17 protein-coding genes and 1 pseudogene are annotated in these 24576 nt (G+C 55.2%); 12 read left to right on the forward strand and 6 right to left on the reverse strand.

What is annotated here, in order from left to right; translation table 11 throughout:
- Positions 1-315: 315 nt before the first annotated feature.
- Together AB182_RS20235 and AB182_RS20240 are read left to right on the forward strand one after the other, a co-directional pair.
- Positions 316-1698: a D-arabinono-1,4-lactone oxidase gene (locus AB182_RS20235; protein ID WP_047371664.1), complete on the forward strand. Its 1383-nt coding sequence runs from the start codon at positions 316-318 to the stop codon at positions 1696-1698.
- Positions 1695-2528, forward strand: a complete 834-nt coding sequence (locus AB182_RS20240; protein ID WP_047371665.1) for a glycosyltransferase family 8 protein — start codon at positions 1695-1697, stop codon at positions 2526-2528. Before AB182_RS20235 ends, AB182_RS20240 begins: the two co-directional genes overlap by 4 nt.
- 385 nt (positions 2529-2913) lie before the next feature.
- On the opposite strand, the gene AB182_RS20245 is transcribed toward AB182_RS20240, so the two are convergent.
- Genes AB182_RS20245 through dgcN form a run of 3 tightly spaced genes read right to left on the reverse strand, consistent with a single transcriptional unit; the run spans position 2914 to position 5767 of the window.
- On the reverse strand, positions 2914-3762 hold the full coding sequence (locus tag AB182_RS20245; RefSeq protein ID WP_047371666.1) for a D-amino-acid transaminase: 849 nt from the start codon (positions 3760-3762) through the stop codon (positions 2914-2916).
- 26 nt (positions 3763-3788) lie between these two features.
- Positions 3789-4766, reverse strand: a complete 978-nt coding sequence (gene dgcA / locus AB182_RS20250) for an N-acetyl-D-Glu racemase DgcA (RefSeq protein WP_047371667.1) — start codon at positions 4764-4766, stop codon at positions 3789-3791.
- Positions 4766-5767, reverse strand: a complete 1002-nt coding sequence (gene dgcN / locus AB182_RS20255; RefSeq protein WP_047371668.1) for an N-acetyltransferase DgcN — start codon at positions 5765-5767, stop codon at positions 4766-4768. The genes dgcA and dgcN overlap by 1 nt, the downstream gene beginning before the upstream one ends.
- A 651-nt stretch (positions 5768-6418) precedes the next feature.
- Between dgcN and AB182_RS20260 the strand changes: the two genes are divergently transcribed.
- The 7 genes from AB182_RS20260 (at position 6419) to AB182_RS20290 (ending at position 15814) form a co-directional block, all read left to right on the forward strand.
- Positions 6419-7555 carry an ABC transporter substrate-binding protein gene (locus AB182_RS20260; RefSeq protein WP_047371669.1) on the forward strand — a complete coding sequence of 379 codons (1137 nt, stop codon included), beginning with the start codon at positions 6419-6421 and terminating at the stop codon, positions 7553-7555.
- 26 nt (positions 7556-7581) lie between these two features.
- Positions 7582-8481: a branched-chain amino acid ABC transporter permease gene (locus AB182_RS20265; RefSeq protein ID WP_047371670.1), complete on the forward strand. Its 900-nt coding sequence runs from the start codon at positions 7582-7584 to the stop codon at positions 8479-8481.
- Positions 8481-9530 (forward strand): branched-chain amino acid ABC transporter permease, encoded by a 1050-nt coding sequence (locus AB182_RS20270; RefSeq protein WP_047371671.1) that lies wholly within the window; start codon positions 8481-8483, stop codon positions 9528-9530. Before AB182_RS20265 ends, AB182_RS20270 begins: the two co-directional genes overlap by 1 nt.
- Positions 9517-10299: an ABC transporter ATP-binding protein gene (locus AB182_RS20275; protein WP_047371672.1), complete on the forward strand. Its 783-nt coding sequence runs from the start codon at positions 9517-9519 to the stop codon at positions 10297-10299. Before AB182_RS20270 ends, AB182_RS20275 begins: the two co-directional genes overlap by 14 nt.
- Positions 10292-10987, forward strand: coding sequence for an ABC transporter ATP-binding protein (locus tag AB182_RS20280; RefSeq protein WP_047371673.1), 696 nt, complete (start codon positions 10292-10294; stop codon positions 10985-10987). Before AB182_RS20275 ends, AB182_RS20280 begins: the two co-directional genes overlap by 8 nt.
- Before the next feature lie 212 nt (positions 10988-11199).
- A complete protein-coding gene (locus AB182_RS20285) occupies positions 11200-12948 on the forward strand; it encodes a hypothetical protein (RefSeq protein WP_139153719.1) in 1749 nt (582 codons plus the stop codon).
- Positions 12949-12976: 28 nt separating this feature from the next.
- Complete coding sequence (locus AB182_RS20290) at positions 12977-15814, forward strand: DUF4062 domain-containing protein (RefSeq protein ID WP_047371675.1); 2838 nt, start codon at positions 12977-12979, stop codon at positions 15812-15814.
- A 6-nt stretch (positions 15815-15820) separates the two neighbouring features.
- Here the strand turns inward: AB182_RS20290 and AB182_RS20295 are convergent, their stop codons facing one another.
- The 3 genes from AB182_RS20295 to AB182_RS20305 all read right to left on the reverse strand — a co-directional run bounded on the left by AB182_RS20295 (position 15821) and on the right by AB182_RS20305 (position 22127).
- Entirely contained in the window at positions 15821-19537 is a 3717-nt protein-coding gene (locus tag AB182_RS20295) for a tetratricopeptide repeat protein (RefSeq protein WP_047371676.1), read from the reverse strand.
- Positions 19538-19614: 77 nt separating this feature from the next.
- The gene (locus AB182_RS20300) at positions 19615-20970 is read right to left on the reverse strand and encodes an MFS transporter (RefSeq protein ID WP_047371677.1); all 1356 of its coding nucleotides are present in this window, start codon (positions 20968-20970) and stop codon (positions 19615-19617) included.
- Positions 20971-21083: 113 nt separating this feature from the next.
- A complete protein-coding gene (locus AB182_RS20305; protein WP_047371678.1) occupies positions 21084-22127 on the reverse strand; it encodes a sialidase family protein in 1044 nt (347 codons plus the stop codon).
- A gap of 554 nt (positions 22128-22681) precedes the next feature.
- On the opposite strand from AB182_RS20305, the gene AB182_RS20310 reads away from it, so the two are divergent.
- The 3 genes and pseudogenes from AB182_RS20310 to AB182_RS20320 all read left to right on the forward strand — a co-directional run bounded on the left by AB182_RS20310 (position 22682) and on the right by AB182_RS20320 (position 24380).
- On the forward strand, positions 22682-23191 hold the full coding sequence (locus tag AB182_RS20310) for a hypothetical protein (RefSeq protein WP_047371679.1): 510 nt from the start codon (positions 22682-22684) through the stop codon (positions 23189-23191).
- Between the two features lie 165 nt (positions 23192-23356).
- Positions 23357-23566 (forward strand): annotated as a pseudogene (locus AB182_RS20315) (MBL fold metallo-hydrolase); the annotation flags it as partial.
- 232 nt (positions 23567-23798) lie between these two features.
- On the forward strand, positions 23799-24380 hold the full coding sequence (locus tag AB182_RS20320) for a histidine phosphatase family protein (RefSeq protein WP_047371681.1): 582 nt from the start codon (positions 23799-23801) through the stop codon (positions 24378-24380).
- Positions 24381-24576 lie beyond the last annotated feature (196 nt).

The raw sequence follows: 24576 nt of genomic DNA on the forward strand, positions 1-24576 counted from the left end.
GTGCATAGGCCATAATAACAGGTTCTTATATCTGGCACTATCGTTTTACGATATTAACATCTGTCTGAATTAATTAGACATAGTGCAAACTTATAAATATTTTAACTTGCCTTAAGAATCGTTTTCTTATTAAGCGAAAAATAAGGGTTATTAATATTAATAATGAAAAATAATCCTTAATCCCCGCCCCCTTCTCTGTGCTTTTCGCCTGCCCGTAGTACCGCTCCTTTATCAGAGCAAGCGAGACATTCCTCACACTTTTACACAACAGGCTATGCTGTTAGGTAGGATAAATTTCATTCTAAGGAGACGCCAATGACCACCCGGCAACCGCTTTTCCCACGCCGCCAGACGCATCCCGTTGCAGATGAGCACGCTGTTTTGAACTGGGCACAAAACGCCACGCTGGCACAAGAAAGCGCGGTTATCACGCCAGAAAATGAAGCGCAGTTGCAACAGGCTATCGCCCGTTGTCAGGGACGGGTACGCATCATGGGCAGTCGTATGTCTCCGGGCAGAATGCTCGCGATAACTCAGCCGCAGGATAGCCTGATCGATCTCTCCCGTCTGCGGGGTCTGCTGGCGGTGAGTGACGACAGCGTCACCTTTGCCGGTGGTACCCCGCTGCATGAGGTGTATGAAATCCTGACCTCCATGAACCGTATGCTCAACGCGTCGCCGGGAGTGATTGCCTCCCAGACGCTCGCCGGCGCGATCTCGACCGGCACGCATGGCCAGGGTATGCAGCAAAGTTCGCTGGCGGATGAAGCGCTTGCTATCCGGCTGATTGATGCGGCGGGCCAGATTCATACGCTGGATAATCAGCATCCCTGGTTTGCCGCGGCGCAACTGGGGCTGGGAACGCTGGGCGCTATCAGCGCCGTCACACTCCGCACCCGCCCTTACACCCAATTTACCTGTTTTAAAAGCGCGCACAGCGCCGATACGCTAGAACAGGATTTGATTGCCTGGAATCAGCAATGGACATTCAGTAAAGCCTGGTGGTTTGTGGAGGAAAACAAAGTCCACGCATGGAATGCCCGGGAAGCGCATGACCATGAGCGTCAGGCCTGGCGGGATAACCATGGTGATCTGCTGACGCTGGAAGAGACCAGCGATCAGATGAATTCCGCAGTGGAAAATACCCTGCACCATATGCGCAACGACACCCGTATCGTGGATGAAAACGGCAAGCCGTTTCGGACTGTGACGCGCTTTAAAGATTTCTCCGACGTGATTGGCGATATCTATCAGGTGTTCTGTCGTGGGATCGCCACGCCGCAGATCAATATCGAGATCGGCGTACCGATGGACCGCGCCCCCGCCCTGATTACGCGGATCCGGGAGTGGCACGCCCGCGAACAGCCCCATATGCATTACCCGATCATTTTGCGCTGTACCGGGCCATCAGATGCCTGGCTGAGTCCATCCTGGCAGCAACCCACCTGTTTTTTCGGTTTTGTGGTCTATTACGCCGAGGATGGCTCACTGTCCGAAGAGGGGCTCTCCTTTTTGCGCGGGGTCGAAACACTTCTGGCAAGCGAGGGCGGGAAGCCGCACTGGGGGAAATATTTCGACGCCAGTTTGTACGACTGGCCGACGCTCTACCCGCAGTTACCCGCTTTCAGGGAGGTGCGCCGGACGCTCGATCCTGAGGGGAAATTCCTCAATGATTTTATGGCGGAGCTGCTGTCATGAGCGCCGCGTTCGCCTGGGTGACGCTGCTCACCCAGCCCGGCTACGTACCGGGCGTGGAGGCACTGCGCCACTCGCTGCAAAAAAGTGGTTCACCGTGGCCGCTGGTGGTGATGGTGACGCCTGCCATTGACGCCGGAACACGCAGGTCGTTGAGCGACGCCGGATGCGTGATTCGGGAGGTGCCGATTCTTGGTCCCGATCCCGCGCTGGCGCACCGCTACGCCAATGCCCGTTTTGCTGAGGTGTGGAGCAAACTGGCGGTATGGACGCTTGAGGAATATCAGCGCGTGGCGTTTCTCGACGCCGACATGCTGGTGGTGCAGAACATGGATGAATTGTTCGAGTTACCGCTTCCGACAGGTTTTATTGCCGCCTGCCACGCCTGTCGGTGTAATCCCAACCGTATCGCCAGCTACCCGGAAAGCTGGCAGCCTGAAAACTGCTATTACACCTGGTGTGAAGACCCGCAGATGACAGCGCACCCGCCGGCCACGCTGGATAACTATCTTAACGGCGGGTTTCTGTTGTTGACGCCTGATAAGGATGTGTACGACAGGATGGTGACGCAACTGGCCGCCATGGCGGATATCTCCGATTATGTGTTTGCCGAGCAGGATTTTCTCAACGACGTGTTCCGCGATCGTTGGGTGCCGCTGCATTATGGGTATAACGCGCTAAAGACGCTGGGTTTGCAGCACCCGAAAATGTGGGATTTCAGCCGGGTAAAAAATGTGCATTACATTATTGATAAGCCTTGGGAAAAGGTTCCCGAGCCAGGCGATAAGTGGTACGCATTGCATCGCCTGTGGTGGGAGTATTACCCTCGCTGAGGGGTAAGATCTGTGTGGGGTGATGGGAATATGCGGCTCAGTAAGTGGGTTCCGTTCACCGTATGTTCATGGCGAAATGGCCCCTCCGAACACGTGAACGGGTAAAGGGGAACACCGCGTTCCCCTTTACAATCCCCGCGGCCCCGCAAAGAAATCGGTGCTTCGCACTGCGTTCGCCTCCCGCCCCGCTGCCTTCGGTCGGTTTGACTCGACGTCCTGTCTCGACAAACCTCAGCCCGCCATCCCTGGCGGCCTGACCTTGTCATCGGGTCTTCGTCTCACCGATTTCAGCGGAGACTCAACCCCCTCGCTGCACGCGCTGCGCCAACGGGTTACAAAGATGTCGCTGTGGTTTTCGCCTTCTCTCAGGGTAAGGGAGAAAGTGTTACCCCACCATCTCAAGGTAAATTCGGCGCAACAACTTCGTAATCTCTCCCGGCTTGCCGTCGCCGATTTGCTGACCGTCCACGCTTACCACCGGCCAGACAAAGGTGGTGGCGGAACTGATAAACACTTCGCTCGCCCGGCGCGCTTCTTCTGGCGTAAATAACCGCTCTTCAAACGTAATGCCGTGCTCTTCGCTCAGACGGAACAATGCCTTGCGGGTAATACCGTGCAAAATGTTATTGCTCAGCGGTCGGGTGACGATAGTTTTATCCGCCGTCACGATGTAACAGTTGCAGGAGCTGCCTTCGGTAATAAAGCCATCTTCCACCAGAAACGCATCATCCGCGCCGTTGGCCTCGGCCCAGGCTTTTGCCAGACACGGCGCCAGCAACTGCACGGTTTTAATATCCCGCCGTTGCCAGCGAATATCCGGGCAGGTCACCACGCGAATACCCTTACTGGCAGCAGGATGGTCGACAACCGCACGCGACTGGGTAAACAACACCAATGTGGTGGGGGTCTGCGACGACGGAAAGTGAAAATCACGATCGCCACTGTTACCGCGCGTCAGTTGCAAATAGATCCCCCCTTCCGTAAGCCTGTTCTCCACGATCAGGCGCTGGTGGATCTCGCGCAGATCGTCTTCCGCCAGCGTCAGAGGTAAGCCCAGTTCACGGCAGGATCGCGCGAGCCGCGCAAAATGGCCGGCGAAGTCCACCAGCTTGCCGTTCACCACTGCCGTGACTTCATACACCGCGTCGGCAAATAAAAAACCACGATCAAAAACGGAAATTTTGGCCTCTTCTTCCGGCACATACTCCCCGTTGAGGTAAACCGTGCGTGACATGTCCATCTCCTTACATCATTACGCCACTAACCCCATAACGCCGGGGTCGGAGGAAAAAGTTCGCTGCCATCGTAACGCAACCCATATTCACGATCTTCGGCCAGCAACAGCGGCCCGTCGAGATCGACCACACTCGCCTGCTGCGCCACCACCACGGCGGGCGCCATCGATAACGATGTGCTGACCATACAACCCACCATGATCTGCAAGCCAAGCCGCGTGGCCTCTTCCCGCACGCGCAGCGCCTCGGTTAATCCGCCGGTTTTATCCAGCTTAATATTCACCATCTCGTAGCACCCGGCGATAGCGCCAAGCGAGTCAAGATCATGGCAGGATTCATCGGCACACAGCGGCACCGGGTGCGGCAACTGAGCCAACACGGCGTCTTTGCCTGCCGGGAGCGGCTGTTCAATAAGCGTGACGCCAAGACGTGCCAGCTCGGGAGCCTGGCGCAGATAGATCGCCTCATCCCAGCCTTCGTTAGCATCCACAATCAGTCTGGCCTGCGGCGCACCTTCCCGCACGGCGCTCACACGGGCAATGTCCTCGTCATCGGCAAGCTTGAGTTTAAGTAGCGGACGCCAGGCGTTTTCCTGCGCCATCTGCTGCATACGCGCTGGCGTATCAAGGGACAGCGTGTACGCGGTATGTAAACTGTGTGGCGCGGGCAACGCGGCCTGCTGCCAGATGCTCTGACCGGACGACTTACATTCCAGATCCCAGAACGCGCAATCCAGCGCATTACGCGCCGCCCCCGCAGGCAGTGCGCTTTGCAACTGCATACGCGTCATGCCAGCCGCCAGCGCGGGGCGCAGGTGCTCGATTTGCGTGATAACGCTCGCAACCGATTCGCCATAACGCGCATAGGGCAGGCATTCGCCACGTCCGGTAAATCCCTGCAACTGGAGGGTGACGCTCACCACATCGGCTACAGTGCGACTCCCTCTGGCGATAGTGAACGCATGGCGTAATGGCCAGCGTTCATGGGCGATGGCAAGCTCCATTACAGTGCCGCCAGCTTATCAACAATCGCGCCCACGCCCTGGCGGAACGGATCCACCACCGGCAGGCCGTGACGTACTTCCAGTTCGGCCATCAGCGCCAGGGCATCAACATCGCTCAGGGCGGAGGTATTCAAAGAGATCCCCACGAAACGGGCGTCCGGGTTGGTCAGTTGCGCCATCTTCAGGTTCAGCGCCATACAGTCGGCGATGTCAGGAATCGGATAGTCCACGCCACGCATATGGGTACGGGTCGGCTCATGGCACAGCACCAGCGCATCCGGCTGCGCGCCGTGAATCAGGCCAGTCGTCACGCCCGCGAAAGAGGGATGAAACAGCGATCCCTGTCCTTCAATAACATCCCAGTGATCGGCCTCGTTCGCCGGGGCGAGCGTTTCCACTGCGCCGGAGACAAAGTCGGAAACCACTGCGTCAACGCTCACACCCGCACCGCTAATCAGGATGCCGGTTTGCCCGGTGGCGCGAAAGGTGGCTTTGCCGCCGCGCACCAGAATCTCTTTTTCAATGGCCAGCGCGGTATACATTTTGCCGCACGAGCAGTCAGTTCCCACTGGCAGCACGCGTTTACCACTACGTTTGCGCCCGCTGGCAACCGGGTATTGCTGCGTCGGATGGCGAACATCAAACAGATTGCGGCCCAAACGGTCGGCCAGCGCTTTCAACTCGGGGACATCGGCCAGTTTATTATGCAGGCCAGCCGCTAAATCCATTCCCTTTTCCAGCGCTGCACTCAGTACTGAAATCCACTCTTTTGAAATAATACCGCCACGGTTAGCCACACCCACCACCAGTGTTTTTGCGCCCGCTTTAACCGCAGCATCAATATCCATATCCGTTAATTGACAATCGGCATGGCAATTCGCCATACGGTACTGACCCACGCAATATTCCGGGTGCCACTGTTTAATCCCATCGGCAACTTTTGCTGCCAGTTGGTCATGCGCATCACCAAGAAAAAGCAGATAGGGCTTTTGGATATTCATTATTTATCCCCCTCAGGATAAGGCTAAAAATAAATTAACGCAGAAATAACATTTCTGAAAAATATTAAATAAAGGCTGACTGTTTATGCAGAATAACAAGGGTTTTATTATTGTCAACTGTCGCTATCACAGGCTTTATTTACCATGTTTATTGCGATTAGGCAGTGTTTTATTCTGATAAAGGAAATCCAGAAAACCCTTGTGAAAATATTAATCTTTAAATCCACCCCCTTCCTGAACTCAGACAATAAAAATATTTATCACAATGTGATCTCATCACTATTCATGCACCAATAAGGCGCAATGCACTATTTTAGCGATCCAAAACAGTGCTATTACACACGATAAATCTATAAGAAGAATGGATGAGAAAAATCCAATTAATGGATGTAAGGTGAATCCGTTATTGATGGAAATTGCCGCCAGAAATATCTCTGGAAAATCAAAAGGCCTGGCCATTAATTAATATTTCTTTCTTCCGACTTTCGTTTCTGATGGAAATATCAGGCTCGCGTTTACGGAAGAAGTCAGTACGACATGCAGCGCATTCCAGACGACGCGGCCGCGTGGTGCCAGGCGCATCAGTATTCAGTGTTACGCGGTGTTTGATGATTCAACATTCACAATTAACTGACGGACGGTGAGGTAACAATGAAGAGTTTTTGTGGGAAAGTCTCTTTAATGGCAGTACTGATTTCCGGCCTGGCTGGGGCGCACAGCGCACTGGCGGCAGAGATTAAAATCGGTGTGGTGCTGCCCCTGAGCGGACCGCTCAGCGGATATGGTCAGCCTTCACAGAAAGGCCTGGAACTGATTCAGAGCATCACCCCAACGCTGAAAAACGGCGACACCGTCAAGCTTATCGTGATTGACGATAAAAGTGACAAAGTCGAAGCCGCAAACGCCATGCAGCGCCTGGTCTCCAGCGACAAAGTGGACGCGGTGATCGGTGAAGTCACCTCCGGTAACACCCTGGCGATGGTCAAAATTGCGGATGACAGCAAAACGCCGCTGGTCTCCTCTACCGCAACCAACGACCGCGTCACCCGTAACCACCCTTATGTCAGCCGCGTCTGTTTCTCCGACAGTTTCCAGGGCGTGGTAGGCGCCAATCTGGCCTCACGCGATCTGAATGCGAAAACGGCAGCCATCGTCTTTGACAGCAGCAACGACTACTCCGTTGGCCTGGCCAAAGCCTTCCGCGCCCAGTTCCTGAAAAACGGCGGCACCATTCCTATCGAAGTCCAGGCGCCTGCGGGCAGCAAAGACTTTAAAGCGCAACTCTCCAGCGTGAAAGCCAAAAACGTCGACATGATCTACATGCCGATTTACTACACCGAAGGCGCGCTGATTGCCGTGCAGGCAAAACAGTTGGGCTTAAACAAACCGGTCGTCGGCGGCGATGGTCTGGCAGCGGATCCGGTGTTCTTTGATGTGGGTAAAGATGCGGTGAACGGTTACATGACCACCGACTACTACTCACCGAACGCCAAAGAGCAGACCCCTGCAGGCGAAACCTTTATTAAAGGCTGGGAAGATAAATTCAAATCGCCCACCCATACCTGGGGCGCAATGGCGGCTGATGCCTACAACGTAATCGTCAATGCGATGAATCAGTGTAGCGATCCGCACGATCGCGTCTGCGTTAACGAGAAAATCCGCGCGACCAAAGACTTCCAGGGCGTAACCGGTACGTTAACCCTGAAAGACGGCGACGCCATTCGCAGCGCCGTGATTAACGAAGTGAAAGATGGTCAGCTGGCATTCAAAACTGTGGTGAATCCGTAAGCAGTAATAAGAGGTTATTAAACTAGATGGATGGCACCATATTTCTCCAGCAGGTCGTCAATGGCATGAGTCTGGGCGGCATGTACGCCCTGATCGCCATTGGCTATACCATGGTGTATGGGGTTCTGCGCCTGATTAACTTCGCGCATGCGGATGTCATGATGGTCGGTGCGTTTGCAACCCTGTTTCTTTTTTCTTCTATTGGGCTGCCCTTCGGGGTAGCCATTTTACTGACGCTCGGATTTTGCGGCTTGTTGGGGATGTTTATCGACCGGGTGGCCTATCGTCCACTGCGTCAGGCATCAAAAATCTCCATGCTGATCACCGCCATTGGCGTCAGCTTCTTCCTGGAAAACTTGTTTAACGTCCTCTTCGGCGGCAGCTCGCGTTTCTTTTCTGCTCCGGACTGGTTCAACAACACCCTGACCTTTGGTCACATCATCATCACTAACGTGGCGTGGGTCGTGCCGCTGATCACCGTGCTCCTGCTACTGGCGATCCTCTGGCTGCTCTACCGTACCCGTTATGGGATGGCGATCCGCGCGGTGGCATTTGACGTCAATACCGTGCGCCTGATGGGCATCGATGCGAACCGCATTATCTCGCTGGTGTTCGCCCTTGGCAGCAGCCTCGCCGCACTGGGCGGTGTCTTTTACTCCATCAGCTACCCGACTATCGATCCCTTGATGGGCGTTCTGATTGGCCTGAAAGCGTTTGCCGCTGCCGTGCTCGGTGGTATTGGCAGCGTCACCGGCGCGGTGCTGGGCGGGTTCATTCTCGGCTTTACCGAAGTGGTCGCTGTCGCGCTGTACCCTGAACTGGGAGGTTACAAAGACGCCTTCGCCTTTATGTTTTTGATTCTGGTCTTGTTGTTCCGCCCGGTGGGCATTATGGGTGACGAACGTCTGGAAAGGAGCCGCTTCTAATGTTTAACGCTTCAACCACTCTCGGCGCTCAGGGGCGAAACCTGGTCATTATTGTGCTCGCCATTGCGCTACTGGCCGGGATGAATCTGGTTTTCAACGATTACATTATTCGGGTTATCAGCACCGTATTTGTCTTTATGATCCTGGCGGTGAGCTACAACCTGATTAACGGCGTGACGGGCCAGTTGTCACTGGAACCCAACGGTTTTGTTGCCGTGGGCGCCTATGTCACCGCGCTGTTTATTCTCTCTGGCGACAGCAAAGTCGAGATGTTCGAGATGGCCGCGCCAAGCCCGTTTATCCTGATGTTGCATACCAGTTTCTTACCGGCGCTGTTGATAAGCGGGGTGTGCGCCGCTTTCCTGGCGGTCTGCCTCGCGTTCCCCGTGTTCCGCGTACGCGGCGACTATCTGGCGATTGTGACCCTGGGTTTTGGTTTTATTATCAAGATCCTCGCTATCAATAATCCGCAAATCACCAACGGCGCAATTGGGCTAAATGATATTCCGCAGCAGCCCCATCTGCTGTTCTGGTGCGGGCTGTTCGCCCTGGCGGCATCGGGGATGATCCTGCAACTGGTCTGGTCAAAGTATGGCCGCATGATGAAGGCGATTCGCGATGATGAAGACGCCGCCATCGCCATGGGGGTAAACACCTTTCGTATCAAAACCTGTGCGTTTGCCACCAGCGCCTTTTTCGAAGGCATCGGTGGCGGGTTGCTGGCCTCGCTGCTGACCACCATCGCGCCGGGATTGTTCGACTTTATGCTCACCTTCCAGCTGCTGATCATTATCGTGCTGGGCGGTCTGGGTAGTACCACGGGCGCCCTGCTCGGGACTATCGTGGTCGTGGGAAGCGGCGAATGGCTGCGTTTCCTTGACCAGCCGCTGACATTATTCGGCCACGATCTGGGCTCTTATCCGGGGCTGCGTATGGTGGTGTTCTCACTGCTGTTGCTGATCATAATGTTATTCGCCCGCGAAGGTCTGCTTGGCAAGAAAGAAGTGTGGCAAGTCCGCTTCGGGAGGCACCGCCATGACGTCAAATAAAGCCATCCTTGAGGTGCAGGAAGTCGTCATGCAGTTCGGCGGCCTGCGCGCGATTGATAACGTCAGTTTCCACGTTGATGAAGCCGAAATCTTCGGGCTGATTGGCCCAAACGGCGCCGGGAAAACCACGCTGTTTAACGTTATCACCGCCAACTACAAACCAACCAATGGCAACGTGCTGCTGGATGGCAAATCGATCAAAGGGTTGAAGCCGAACAAGGTGGTGAACGCGGGGATTGCCCGTACGTTTCAGAACATCCGCCTGTTTAACTCAATGACCGTACTGGAAAACGTAATGGTCGGGCTGGATCACAGCAGCCACTATTCACTGCTGGAGGCGGCGCTGCATATTGGTCGCTATTTCCCTGCCGAACGTGCCGCACGGGCGAAGGCGATGGCGCTACTGGATTATATCGGCATCGCCGAGTACGCCAATATGCAGGCCACCAACCTGAGCTATGGCAACCAGCGCAAAGTAGAGATTGCCCGCGCGCTGGCGACGGGGCCAAAACTGCTCTTGCTGGATGAGCCCGCCGCAGGGATGAACCCCAAAGAGACGGAGGATCTGGCCAGCCTGATTTTCCGCATGCGTAAGGATTATCAGCTAAGCGTGTTGTTAATTGAGCATGATATGCCGTTCGTGAACGCCCTGTGTGAACGCGTCATGGTACTGGAATATGGCAAACCGTTATTCAGCGGACTGATGTCCGACGCGATTCAACATCCGGAGGTGATCTCCGCCTACCTGGGGGACGTAGATTATGCTTAGCGCCCGTGAGCTAAAAGTGTTTTATGGCGTGATTCAGGGGCTGAAAGGCGTAGATATCGAGATCAACGACCGGGAAATTGTGACGTTGATTGGCAGCAACGGCGCGGGGAAAACCTCGACACTGAATGGTATCGTCAACCTGGTGCGCTCCACCGGAACGGTCAATTTTCTGAATGAGGATATCTCCCGCAGTCAGACGCACCACATCGTACGCAAAGGGCTGGCGCTGGTTCCGGAAGGGCGAAAAATTTTCACCAACCTGACCATCGAAGAGAACCTGCGGATGGGAGCCTATAACAATCTGGCGAATTTCCCCCATCTGCGTGACAGGATGTACAGCCTCTTTCCGCGGCTGAAAGAGCGGCGTAAACAGATGGCGGGAACAATGAGCGGCGGTGAACAGCAGATGCTCGCCATCGCCCGCGCGTTGATGAGCGAGCCGGTGTTATTGATGCTCGACGAGCCGAGTCTGGGTCTTGCGCCAAAAGTGGTGGGCGAGTTATTTGCCACCATTCGCCAGTTGCGTGAGGAGAACATCACCATCTTGTTGGTTGAGCAAAACGCCACGGCGGCGCTGCGGATTGCCGACCGGGCCTATGTGCTGGAAAACGGCAAGATAGTGCTCTCCGGCGAGGCAAAGGATGTGCTCGCAAACCCGGAAGTGAAGAAGATGTATCTGGGGGGATAAACCAGGTTCCCGGATGACGGCACCATGCCGTGTCCGGGTTGCATCGTGGGTGGCGTTGGTTAGCATGGCATATCTTTTCAGCGGCGATGGCTGCGGCCCTCCGGCACAAAAAACCTTCTGTTTTCCACATGATGAGTCGAAATATTGGTAGTTTTCCCTCCGGGAAATAGAACGTATATTGACGCAAATTCACCCATCTTGTTGTCGATACTATGCCCGTTCAATTTTCAACTTTACCCGTGACCTTAGGCGTCACGGGGCACCGCGATGTGCAGGATACAGAGCAACTTCTCATCCTGCTGGAGAGTGAAATCAGCGCGATTCAGGCACGCTACCCCCATTCACCGGTCATGGCCCTCTCTTCGCTGGCCGAAGGGGCTGACCGCCTGTTTGCCCGCGTGATCATGGAAAAAAGATTACCGCTGCACGTCGTGCTGCCTTTTGCCAAAGACGAGTACGAGCGTGACTTCGCCGCCACGGTGGCGGAATTTCGCGAGCTCTACGATTACGCCCACAAAACCGGCGGTATCTACTGTATCGACACAGTCATCCCCGGCTCTGAACCCATGATTTCCCTGGACCAAAACCCGCAGGGCTCCCTCTACCGCGACCTGCAATATGCCAAAGCCGGCATGTATCTGGCACAACGTTGTCACATCCTTTTCGCGCTGTGGGATGGCGAAAAAGCCAGGGGCTTAGGGGGCACCGCGCAGGTGGTTAACTTCCGCCGCGAAGGACGCATTCAGGATAACGACCTGGCCGCGTTAAATGCCAAATTGCCCGGCATCAAGCGCTACCTGGGGCAATCCAACCTGCTGGATGTACCGGACACGGGCCTGGTATGCCACATTCACGTGCGCCGCAAAGCGGGAACCTACGCTGACGGCGCCACCTCCCCTTCGGTCTCCTGGTATCCGCCGCTGCCAGTCAAAGGCCAGCCGGAGACGCCATCGATCCACGGCGAAGAGTCCTGGTACCGCAGCCTTGAGCGGCTCGATAAGCTTAATGCGCGTGTCGCTAAAGAAGATGACGCGAACGCCAGCCTCGGTACATCGCATCTCTGTCATGCCGCCTTTGCCCATATCGACAGGCTGGCAAATAAAGAGATGAAAGATATGCGCAAGGTGTACAACCTTATCTTTGGACTGGCCGCCGTCATGGCTCTGGTGGGTAACCGTGTGCCGGGCGATGGTGAGCACTGGGTTATTACCTCACTCAGCCTGTCTCTGCTTCTGCTGGTTCTGCTGTCCGTCGCGCTCAGCCGCGTCCACAGTTCACGCGCCAATCGTAATGCCACCGAGCTACGTGCGCTGTCGGAGGGACTACGTGTACAGAATGTCTGGCGTCAGGCCGGGATCACGCGCGCCGTTTCGCTGCATTACCTGCGCCGCAGCCATGACAATATCGCCTGGGTACGCCGGGCCATGCTGGCTGCGAGTATTTACCCACAAAGCGACGCCAGTACGCTGAAAACCGCGATTGACGGAGTGAAAGAGAGCTGGGTGCGCGATCAGAAAAATTACTTCGAAAAAAACGTGCATAAAAAAGAGCGCAAGCATCGCCTGGCAAAACGCATGGCCTTCGGACTGTTTATCTGCGGTATCGCCATCACGTCTGGGGTACTGGTCTCCAGCCTGTGGGGGCTTACCGATGAGCACCTGGCGCATACGCTCCATTTTTGGAATATGGCGGGCGAGCACCTGGCGGAGTTTTTGATCGCCTGCGCCGCACTTTGCGCCGCTTACGCGAAATTTCTTGGCTATGAAGAGGACATTGCGGACTACGAACGTTCTGCGGTGCTGTTCTCTACGGCGCTGGCGAAAATGGAATCCCATTCGCCGACGCCGGATACCGAAGACTTGCAGGAAACGTTGTATGCGCTCGGTATTGAAACCTTACAGGAAAATGCACGTTGGGTGGCGCGTACTACCGGACGTGATGTGGAAATTATTGGCGGCTAACCCCCCGCTTTCGTGAAGGAACAGCACTATGACCCAGGCGACGTTGCAGCGCGAAATCCGCGTATTTCTCTCCTCCACGTTTCGGGATATGGACGCCGAACGCCACTACCTGGTGATCCGCGTCTTCCCGGAGATCCGCCAGATCTGCTATCAGCGGATGATCAATTTCAGCGAAATCGATCTCCGCTGGGGAATAACCGAAGAGGCGGCTCATAATGGCCGCACGGTGCAAATCTGTCTTGAGGAGATTGAACGCTGCAGGTCGCTTGGCATTCCCCCCTTCTTTATCGGTTTCCTTGGCGAGCGTTATGGCTGGGTGCCCCAGGCTGACGATCTTGCCGCCTACTGGCTGCAATCTCCGGACCAGCGCTACGCCGGGCTGATTCGCGATGCACTGAAAGAAAATATCAGCGTCACGGAGCTGGAAATTCGCTTTGCGTTTCTGGCGCCACCGCCGGATGTCGTCCCCCTCTCTTCCGCCAGCACGCCGCGCGTACAGATGTTTTTGCGCGATCCAGCCGTCACCGCCGCTATGGCCAACGCTGAGACACCGCAGGATGTCTGGTTTGATCGCCTGCCTGATGGCACGCCGGACAGTACGCGCACAGAACAACTGGCTTTGCTGAAACAGCGGCTGCGTCAGCATTTTGCGCAGACGATCGCTATCGACGGCTATGACAGCGTGGAGCAATTCGGCGAGGCGGTAAGGGCTTACCTGCTCAATGCCATCGATACGCTTTATCCAGCGCAACAGATGCCCGATCGCTGGCAGCAGCGCACCCACGAACATGCGCAGTTTGCCGCCGCTCGTCGCCGCGCCTATGTGCCGCTCACGGCGTTTCGCCAGCAGATAATCAGCGAACTCAACCAGGGCTGGATGGCTATCTCCCCGGCGCCCTGGCTGATAACCGCCCCTTCGGGGATGGGTAAAAGCGCCTTTTTAGCCGACTTAGAAAGCACGCTGCGGGAGAAAAACCGCCCGGCACCGATGCCGTGGGACGACGATTATGTGCCGCTTGAAATGAGCGAACTACTGAGCCAGGACGATAACTATCGCGTGTTCAGCCACTATATTGGTGCGGATGGCGACACGACGCTGGACAACTGGCGTAACCGGCTGTTCTGGTTTTTTGCCGAAGCGGGAGACGGCACAGAACCCGCCTCCGAGGAGCATCACGCCTGGCAGCAGGTGATGGACAGGCTGCAACGCTTCCGCCAGAACGAAAAGGCGACACTGGTCCTGATTCTGGATGCCATCAACCAGTTTGATAAGCCTGAGCTTGCGATTCATCGCCTGCAGCAACTTGAGTGGCCGTCACGCGTGCTGCTGGTATTAACCGCCACGCCAGAGGTGCAGTCATTCCTTGAGCAGCAAAAGATCGCGTGGAAATGCCACCCGCTCCCGGCGCTGACGCAAGAAGAGCGCGGGTTGCTTTGTCAGGCAAGCCTGAGCCAGGTCAGTAAGTCTTTATCCAGGGAGCTGACCGGACAGCTTATGGCCGCGCCCGCCTGCAACAATCCGCTGTTTATGCATCTGGTGTTAGAAGAACTCTGCCTGCATGGCCGCCACGAAGCGTTGCCGGAAAGACTCGCCGCGCTATTGGCCTGTACAGAACCTGGCGCCTTGTTTACCTCGGTGTTACAGGCGTCAGACCGCGATTTCAGTTTGCCAAAACTGGCGACCCGGGCCGCCTGCGCCATTGCGGCCTCTCGTCGCGGGCTGACCCATAGCGAACTGTCCCGCATTCTGGCGGTTTACCCTTCGCTGAAAGTCCCGGATAGCGAGTTAGTGCCGCTGCTCGCGCGACTTGCTCCGTATTGTCAGAACAGCAATGGTCGCCTGCGGTTATTACATAACACGCTCTATCAGGCACTACAGAGCAATGATGAAATGGAAAGCTGCCGGGAAAGTATTCTCAGAGAGTTCCAGGACAGCAGCGATTTTGCGCTGGCGGAACGAACCTGGCAGTGGCTGTCGCTCGGCGAGATCGATCCGGTCATACGCGAACTCTCTGAGGTCATGGCGGTGATCCGTTTGCACGAGATTGATCCAGCACTGTTACGCACGGTCTGGCAATTGAGCGGCATCTACGATGGGCGTCGCCTTGACCCCCGGTTTGAACAGGCGTTTGAGTGGCGCGCCCCGGACGCGATGGCGATGCAAAGCTACCTGCCCGCGGCACTCGCCATCTTCACCTGGTTACGACAGAGTCGGGCGGAAAAGGCGGCAACGCAGTGGGCCGGGATGATTAAACCTTGCGTGGATGATGACAATACGCCCCCCGGACTCAAAGCGCATTTTTACAATACGCTCTCCGTTCTGGCGCAAAAAACCGCTAACCCCGCCCTGGCAAAAGAGGCCATGGAGCAGGTACTGGAAAATCTGTTTAATCCGGGCGAGGACGGAATGAAAATGCTGGCAGTAACCATGTCTAACATGGCGCAACAACTCAATGCGGCGGGCAAGCGTGAACAGGCGCTGGAGCTTTATCAAAAGGCAAAAGTAGCAGCCCTGCAGCCCCCGCGCGATCCTGCCGTTCTGGCCAACGTTATCATGCAAATCGCACAGATTAAGGCCCAAAGCGGCAACAGCGCCGAAACGGAACAGCATCTGCAGGAAGCGGTTGCCCTCATCGAACAGATGCCGCCGACGCCGCAGCGGCAAATTATGCTGTCATCGATGTATCAGGAGCTCGCCACCGTCTGGCTGATGGAAAAAGATTTTGCCCGCGCCGTCGAACTCTATGACCGCGCCATTGCGGCAGTACAAACGATCTACCGCAGCGACGCGAGCGAAATACGTAAGCTTGAGGAAAGTCGCAATCTGTTTTACCGCCTGGCCTGCGAGCACGGCCAGGCGGAGTAACCCCACTTAGTGAACAAGCTTATTCCAGGCACTGCGTAGCTTTTCTCCCACGCTACGCTTTGCCTCATTCTGCGCGCCCACAGGCGCCAGCGGTTCTGCCGCCGATTCCTGTGTACGAGATACCGGCTGCGCTGGCGTCCCGGATTGGGGCGCGACGGGCCATGCTGAGACATCGACGTTAATGGATGTCTGCCAGGACGGTGACGCCATACTGACCGGCGTTTGCCCCCCTTGTTTCTTACGCCCGGTTTTGTCCAGCACGCCTCTTGCCACCAGCCATTGAAACAGCTCATTTTTTTCCGCAGATCCATCAGACCACTGCGGCTCCACCAGGGTAAAGAGCGTGCGGTACAAGGTTTCCGCAACCGGATACTCAGCCAGAAAATAGTGCATTTCTGCTGCCTCTGCCACGGACTGTACCTTAAGCTCAACGTCGCCATGATCGTGCTCTACGCGAACCGACATAATGTGCAGCAGCAACGCTTTCGCTTCCTGATATTTCTGCAACGCTTTGTACGTGCATGCCAGATTACGCATAACCTTGAGCCTGTCGGCATTGTCCAGCGAAAGCTTGCCGTCCTGTAAAGAGAGCCATTTCTCCCAGGAGGCTGCCGCCTCATCCAGACGATCTTGCCCCAGATACAACATGCCCAGGTCATCAATTAGCCGTAACATCACCGGGCTATCAGGCCGACTCAGTTCAGATTGGGTAGTCAACATCGCTTCATACAGCGGGATCGCCTTTTCATGGCAATCACCCTCCATATAGAGGTTTGCCAGCGATTGCCGGGCGAACAACAGTTCTGCCTGGCTATCAGGGAGATGCGCAAGCAAAGAGACGGCTTCCCGCAGTTGAGCGGCAGCGTCCTCAAGACGTCCCATGGAATGATATAACTCTGCCATATAGAACAGCCCTGCAATGAAGTCAGGATGGCCCGGCGATAACGATTTACGCCGGATGTCCATCATCTGCGTAAACAACGGTTCGGCTTTCCCGGCCTCGCCCTGACGATAATAGAGCTCTCCCAAATCGTTGAGGCTTGTGGCGATATCGGGATGTTCCGGCGGCAGAACCCTCTGGCGCAAGGCCAGGACGTCAAGCAAAACAGGTTCGGCTTCGTCGTAACGCCCAAGCTCCATATAAAGGCCGCCAAGGCTGCGCGTTAAGCCAATCAAATCGGGATTGTCGCGAGCCTGCAGACGCGTTCTTACCGCCAGCGATTTATGCAGTAAGGACTCCGCCTGTTCATATTCTTCCAGATGTTGATAGCACTCCCCCAGGCTCTGGGCGAGGTTGGCAAAATCGATACTGTTTTCGTTGCTCACCATTTGCAGCGCTTCCCGCAACAGCGGCTCTGCTTTCGCCGGCTGGCCCAGTGCACCGTAAATGCCGGCCAGGTTATTGAGTACGACGCCGATATCCGGATGTCCTGCTGGCAACATTTTGCGCATCAATGCCAGCGCATCCTGAAGCAGCGGTTCCGCTTTGTCATACTGTCCAAGCAGACGATAAAAAAGCGCCAGGCTATTAACCGTCCCCATGGTGTTGATCAGATTAACGGGTGTGGCTTTACGTACCATGACGACAGCCAGTTCACTCCAGCGCGCGCCCACCAGCCAGAACCCACGTTGCAGAAACCAGGCGCTTACCGCGTTCATTGCCGGCATAAACGCCACCTCAGCGCGCCAGGCACTCCAGTTTTCCACCAGCGCATGTAATAACAGCGAAAGGGAACTTCGTCCTGCGCCAAGGGCCAGCATCGCCTGCGAGGCCAGCTCCGGATAGCTTTGCTGTAATGCGCAAAAGGCGTCGACATGCCCGAGGGTCTCCACCAGTTGCTCATAATTTTCCAGCGCCATCCACTGGTATGTGCGTTCGGCCACCGAAAACGCATCCCGTTGATTAAACCGGGCCACCAGCGCCCGCCGGGACGGGGACATCAACGGCGACAGCGCGGTCAGCGTTTGGGTGAAGATGGTATGTGTGATACGCAACCTGCCGTCTTCGTTCAGGCAAAACGGTGCGATACGCGCCAGTAAACGCAGCAAGGTCTGGTCGGCCATTTTCAGGGCTGACTGGTGCAGATGCGGCGCCAGCAGAACGGCCAAATCACTGTGCGAGACCCCGGCGCGGGAAGCGGCAATCAGCGTCGTTGCATGGCTGGCCAGGGAGTAGCCTTCACTGCGAAAATCCCGGTCGGTTTCATTTAACAGTGCGAGGAACAGTTGCCCCGCATCGTCATAAGTGAGTAATGCGCTCACCCGTTCCGCCAGTGAGTCATGATCCGCATGCAGGCGTAACTCTTCCATCACCAGACGCAAAAAGAGCGCGTTACCGCAGGCGGGGGCGGTAACCAGTTGCCCGATTAATGTCTCCGGCAACTTCTTGCTGTACTGACGCAAAAACAGAGTAATGGCTTCGCGGCGATGATCTTCGGTCAATTCCGGGAAGGGCAGCGTCGACCATGCTTCCGGTAGCGGTTCTGTTGAGGTCACCACCAGCAATGTGCCCGGTAAGAAGCGCAGGTTGTTGAGGCGACGCATCCCCGCGTCCTGAGGCGAAAACTGGTTAATGGCATCCAGCAGCAGAATGAGGGGCTTGCCCATCTGTACCTGGGCGGTGCTCACCCGTTCCGCGAACGCCGCCCAGCGCGCGTCGTCTTCGGTGGGAACATCAAGTGTAGCGGGTAGATAAGGTGTGAGCGCCTGTAGTACCCGCTCACGCCAGCTTTCCGGCGTGTTATCGCCGTCCGCGCCAACAAAATGGGCTATCACCCACGCCTTGCTGAAGGCCTCTGAGGTCATCAGATCGGCCATAAACGCACTTTTTCCCCGCCCGGAATCGCCAACCAGCGCCAGACGGTTCCGGGGATCGCGCGCCTGTTCCTCGTCCGGAGGCAAAGCACTCAGCGTCTCCTGCACCCACGTCTCAACCTGATGTTTAAAGGCGACCAACGGGACATAATTCTCACGCCGGGAAAGTGCATAACATTGTTGCGCATGTAATCTGAGCTGCCGCTCATCCGGCACATCATCGCGAGGGAAGTGGGCATCCAGTTCGGCAGATAAAAAATCGAGGATCTGCTGACCAAACTCGCTGATCGCCTGGTAGCCATCGACACCGATACACTCCGCGCGCGTCTCTCTGATTGCGCTTTTCAGTGCCGCAAGTTTGTCGCGGGCGTCTGCTGTACTTTCATAGAAGGTGGCCGTTTCTTTCCCGGCAAGAGAGGCCGTTAAATCCGGGTGGCGAAAATAGAGCTGGACCCGCTGCCTGCTGACACCTTCTCCATCGTCCATAAACCCAAAGCGCATCTCCAGTTCGGTAACGCTGATACCTTCTGCCAGCGCCGCTTCGATACGTCTGGCATAGGGGTTTTCAGACTGCGCGGCCTGGCACCAGTAATTTTCCAGTTCGTGGCGCTGTGGTATCCAACCGTAACGTTCACCGATAAAACCAATAAAGAACGGCGAAATGCCCAGCGCGCGGCAGCGGGCAATCTCTTCGAGGCAGATTTGCACCGTCTGTCCGTTATGCGCATCTTCTTCGGTAATCCCCCAGCGCAGGTCAATCTCGCTAAATACCACCTGACGTTCCAGGCACTGTTGCCGAAACAGGGGGAAAACGCGGGTCAGTAATTCATGACGCTCGTTTTCCATATCCCGAAAGGTGGAAGACAAAAACAGGCGAATCTGGCGAGGCTGACTGGCTGACGTTGGCATTAGCGATGTTCCATGTGGTTGGTCGGTTGCGGTAATGCATACAAAACCGGAGCGACTGGCGCTCCGGCGTTCAGGTTTTACAGCGTATCTTTGGTTAAATCACGCGTTGACGTTTCTGGCGCACGCCAGGCAGCCCAGGCGGCCACCAGCGCCGCTATGACCACATAACAGGCAACCAACGTCCAGTTGTTGTTATCCAGGGCCGTGAGTCCCCTGGCGATAAACGGCGTAAAGCCGCCCGCCACAATGGCGCCCAATTGCGCGCCAATGGAAGCCCCGCTGTAACGCACTTTTGGCCCGAACAGTTCCGTAAAAAAAGAGGGCTGCACGGCGTTTATCGAATTATGGGCGATGTTAATCAGCAGCACATACCCCGTAACCATCAGCGCGAAAGAGCCGCTTTCCAGTAACCAAAAGAACGGAAACGCCATGGCCGCTGCAGATAACGCGCCGAAAATATAGACCGGACGACGGCCAACCTTGTCAGAAATAGCGCCGAAAATCACATGCATCGGGAAAGCCAGCATGCAGGTTGCCATTACGACGCTGAGCATGGTTTGTTTATCCACGCCCAGCGTTCCCGTCGCATAAGAGACAGCAAACACCGTACACATAAAGAACGGAACACTTTCCGCAAAACGCAACATCATAATCAGCAAAATGCTGCGCCACGCCTGGCGGACAACGTGTATAACCGGGCTTTCCTGTTTTTGCACCGGCTTGTTTTTCTTTTCCAGTTCTTGCTTACGTTGCACATGCTGGAAAACGGGCGTTTCATCCAGACGGCGGCGCATATACAGCCCGACCAGCACCAGAACGACACTCAGCATAAACGGAACACGCCAGCCCCAGGAAAGCAGGTGATCTTCCGGCAGCAACATCACCAGCGCAAAGATCCCCGTTGCCAGTAACTGGCCGGAGAAACCACCGGTCTGTGGAATTGAACCCAATATGCCGCGACGGTTAGCGGGCGCGCTTTCCACCACCATCAGCATGGCGCCGCCCCATTCGCCGCCGACCAGGAATCCATGCACAAAGCGCAACAAAACCAACAGAATGGGCGCCCAGATGCCGATAGTCTCGTACGATGGCAGACAACCAATCAGAAAGGTGGCGGCCCCCATTCCCCCCAGGGTAATTAGCAACGTGATTTTTCGGCCCAGGGTATCACCCATGTGGCCAAAGAAAATGCCGCCCAGAGGCCGGGCAATAAAACCTACGCCAAAGGTTGCAAAAGAGGCCAGCAGTGCGGCAAGCGGGCTAATATTGGGAAAGAAGATTTTGCCGAACACCAGCGCGCTTGCCAGACCATAAAGCAAAAAATCGTAATATTCGATGGTGTTCCCCACCCAGCTTGAGATAACCACCCGGCGAATGTTCGCTTTATCTAAATCCAGCTTTGGCGCTGCGGGCATTTCAAGAGAAATTGACATGACGCTAACCTTATTTTCTTCGTCAAAACGTATTGCCACCGTCTGTCGCCGCCTTACTGTGGGCAATATGCCATTGTTACAGGTAATACGTTACCGCCTGACCTCATGCGCTATCAGGCAAGCTGGAGCTCACAGTAAATAATGTTCTGACGATTCCAGGTGTAGGTCAGGTGCAACGTGTTACCTTCACTCACGATCGCCGGATAGGAGAACTCCCCCTCTTCACTTTCCAAATCCAGTGAAGACGACCAGCTTTCGCCATTATCCCCGGATACAGACAGGGAGAGCGGGAAGCGCTGCCCCCAGTTACCGCTAACAGGATTGCAGACCAGTACCAGTTTATTCCCGTCCGCCATCACCAGATCAATACCGCTGTTATTATTGGGCAACGCGGTGGCATAGGCCGCACACCAGGTTTTCCCGTTATCAACAGAATCACTGCGGTACAGCCAACCGCGCGTGCTGCGCATTAGCATATGAATATGGCCCGGAGAAGATTCCCATAATGAAGGCTGGATAACGCCGTCCCAGCGTAAAACGCGGCTCAGGTCATTTTCCCATAAGGCTTCGTCTTTTAACCCCTGCCATAAATGGCTGTGCCGGGCGCTGGCGCTATCATAATGCTCAAGTGGAACCGGCGAAAAATGCCAGCTTTTGCCGTTATCGTCAGAACGATCAACGAAGGCGTCCCAGTGCCGATCATCTTCAATGGAACCTGGTGCAATCCAGGTCCCGTCAGCCGCTAACAGAATTTTATTTTTGACCGGTCCGCGCGGCAGCGCATCGCCGTTAACCAGTTCAGCGGGTTCACTCCAGCTCACCCCGCCATCGGTCGATTTCACATAGCGGGTTTTCCAGACGTGTACACCGGAGCCGACTTTATAAAACAGCCACAGTCCGTCAGGCGCGTTGAATAAAACGGGATTCCAGTGCGCGAGTCCATCACAAGCAACGGTGCGCTGCGGGGAGTGCCAGCGCCCCTTTTCCCGGCGCGCCAGCCAGATAGCCGTATCGCCGCTACCCTCTTTTTGCCCGGCAAACCAGGCCACGAGCAGGTCGCCTTCGGGTAAGACCACCAGCGTCGATGCGTGACACTGGCGAAAATCAACGCCGTATTCTGGTATCAGACGTTGCTGTGAGATAAGCGCTAAAGACATAACACTCCCAGGGTATCGGACTCTGTTTCTTTTTTGCCATACCGAACGGCGTTAGCTATAACCTCGCGACGACATTATTCGCGGGCAATCGACCAGACGACCATGTTCATCAATTTAACGTAAGTGATGAAATATCGAAACGAGGGTCCGGATTCGGTGACAGCGCGGCGGGTATGTTATTACAGCAGAGGTAGTGCTGTTAACTTAAATAACCGACTATTTATCCGTTTTGACGGGTGAGATGAACAAGCACATTTTCAGGAAATGATGGGTGCATTTACCAATAATAATTCTTAAGCGTAAGCGCCGGCATTACAACGGCGGTTATTTTTGCTGTCGGTTGCCGCCGCTTATTCTGCATTTCCCCTATAATTCCGTCGCGCAAATGACGCTATAATACACACCGCTTTTCCCGGCGAAATAATAGCGGATGCAAAGCAAAGCGCGTCAGGAGGCGTTGGAGTGAGGAAAAATCGCCCGCAGAATAAAATGCCGTGTTGAGCCGATTCTGACAATCATCAAGTACAAAGACAGCCACGCAGGGAGCGCCGCCAATGAAAAAGTATTCTTACCCGTTTTTGTTTACTCTCGCCACTGCCGCTGTGGCGGCGATTTTTGGCTTTTTTGTCTGGCGCAACATGGTTTATCGCCCTACGTTCATGTCCCATACGACCTGTCGATATATGGTGATGACCTCGCTTGCAGCGACAGTACTCGCCTGTTTTGCCCTACGAAAACGTTTTGCCGCGAATATCCGTACACGCAAGGAATATCTCAAAGCCTGGTGCGGTATGGCTCTGGCAATGGTGTCTGTGTTTTCCGCGCTCTTCACCACACTCATCTGGCTGCTACCCGGTGTGGAATCGTCCTACATCGCCCCTTATAGCTACAGCGCTGGCGGCTCACGAAGCTGTCCAGGGGCCGACGTCTATGACCGCGAACTTGATAAAGAAATCCGCATCTGCGGGCCCTCCGGCAATCTCTATTCTGATCGCACTGTGCGGGTGGTAAAGCGGACTAACGCGCTGGGTATGGTGGTGACAGACGCGACCACACAGCCCTGATGTCCCTGCTGTGCATCACCCTATTTACCGTTGGTGACAAAATGGCAATGGGTGAGGAAATATTGCGGGTTTAACCGGGGCGCAACTGCGCGTAGCATGATGAAACATCAGCATATATTTACCGAATAAATGCATTATTCAACATTGTCCTGAAAGGAATGCGTTATGACCCCGCCCACCGTGACCTCACATCAGATCGGCGATTTTCAGGTTACCGTCCTGAGCGATGGCAATATGTCCGCCAGCCTGGAACTGCTAAAGGGCATCACTCCATCAGATGCCGGTCAAATCCAGCACGAGGCGGGTATAACCGCACCCGGCAACATTCACATTAATGGTTATCTCATCCGTGGTCTGGGAAAAACGCTGCTGGTTGCCGGGATGCACTTTGCTTTGCCGGGCTTTGCTCATATTGTGCCGCAAGAGGAGGGCTATCGGCTCGTTTACCCGACAGCTGACTCGCAATGATAGCTTCCCTGTTCCCCGTAGCGGTGCCGCAGGGAGCCTATTTTTCGACAACGTTATTTGTTCTGATAGCGCACGGGATGGAAGGATATTACGTCTTCATCCCCCTGATAAAACCTCTCTGACACGTGGAAAAAACACCATGAAAAACTGGCTTGTGGCGCTACTTAGCGCGGCACTGCTCTCTCCCCTGGCCGCATCGGCTGACAGCACTTACGTTTTCTTTCGTCACGGCGAAAAACCGGACAACAACAGCGGGCAGCTCACCTGCAAAGGGTTGAACCGGGCGCTCACTCTTCCTTCGGTCTTGCTCAAGCGCTACGGTAACCCGGACGCATTATATGCCTCTGCGCCAAAAAAGAAAAAAACCGGCAGCTCGCTACGCCCACTCACGACCATCACGCCGCTGGCGATTCAGGTGTCCAAACCGGTGGTGCTGCGTTTCCATGCTGATGACACCCAGGAACTGGTTTCCGCCCTGCTGGCGCAGCAAAACCAGCCCCTGACCTTTATTTCCTGGGAACACAAAAATCTGGTCACCGCAGCGCGAACCCTGATTACTCAAACGGGTGGCGACGCCTCACAGATTCCTTCATGGCCCTCTGCGGACTTTGATTCGATTTTTGTGGTTCAGCTTGACGCGCAGCAGCATTTTAAATCCTTTAGCCGTGATGCCGAAGGGCTGAATGACGTCTCCAGCCAGTGTCCTGCCCCGGCGCAATAATGGTGATGACAGGAAATAACGAGGGAAAGGATAACCTCGTTATTCCTTTTAAAATGCTGATGTTTCTTTTACAGGAACAATAATATGCGATAAAAATGCGCGAAAGCAGAAGAGTAGTGCTATTAATAATTCTGTTTAAAAACAAGAAGACAATCCTTGATCCAACAGCGCATTATCTTTAAATCAGCGGCGTGAA

It is taken from the genome of Phytobacter ursingii (genome assembly GCF_001022135.1).
In the GTDB taxonomy this organism is placed as follows: domain Bacteria; phylum Pseudomonadota; class Gammaproteobacteria; order Enterobacterales; family Enterobacteriaceae; genus Phytobacter; species Phytobacter ursingii.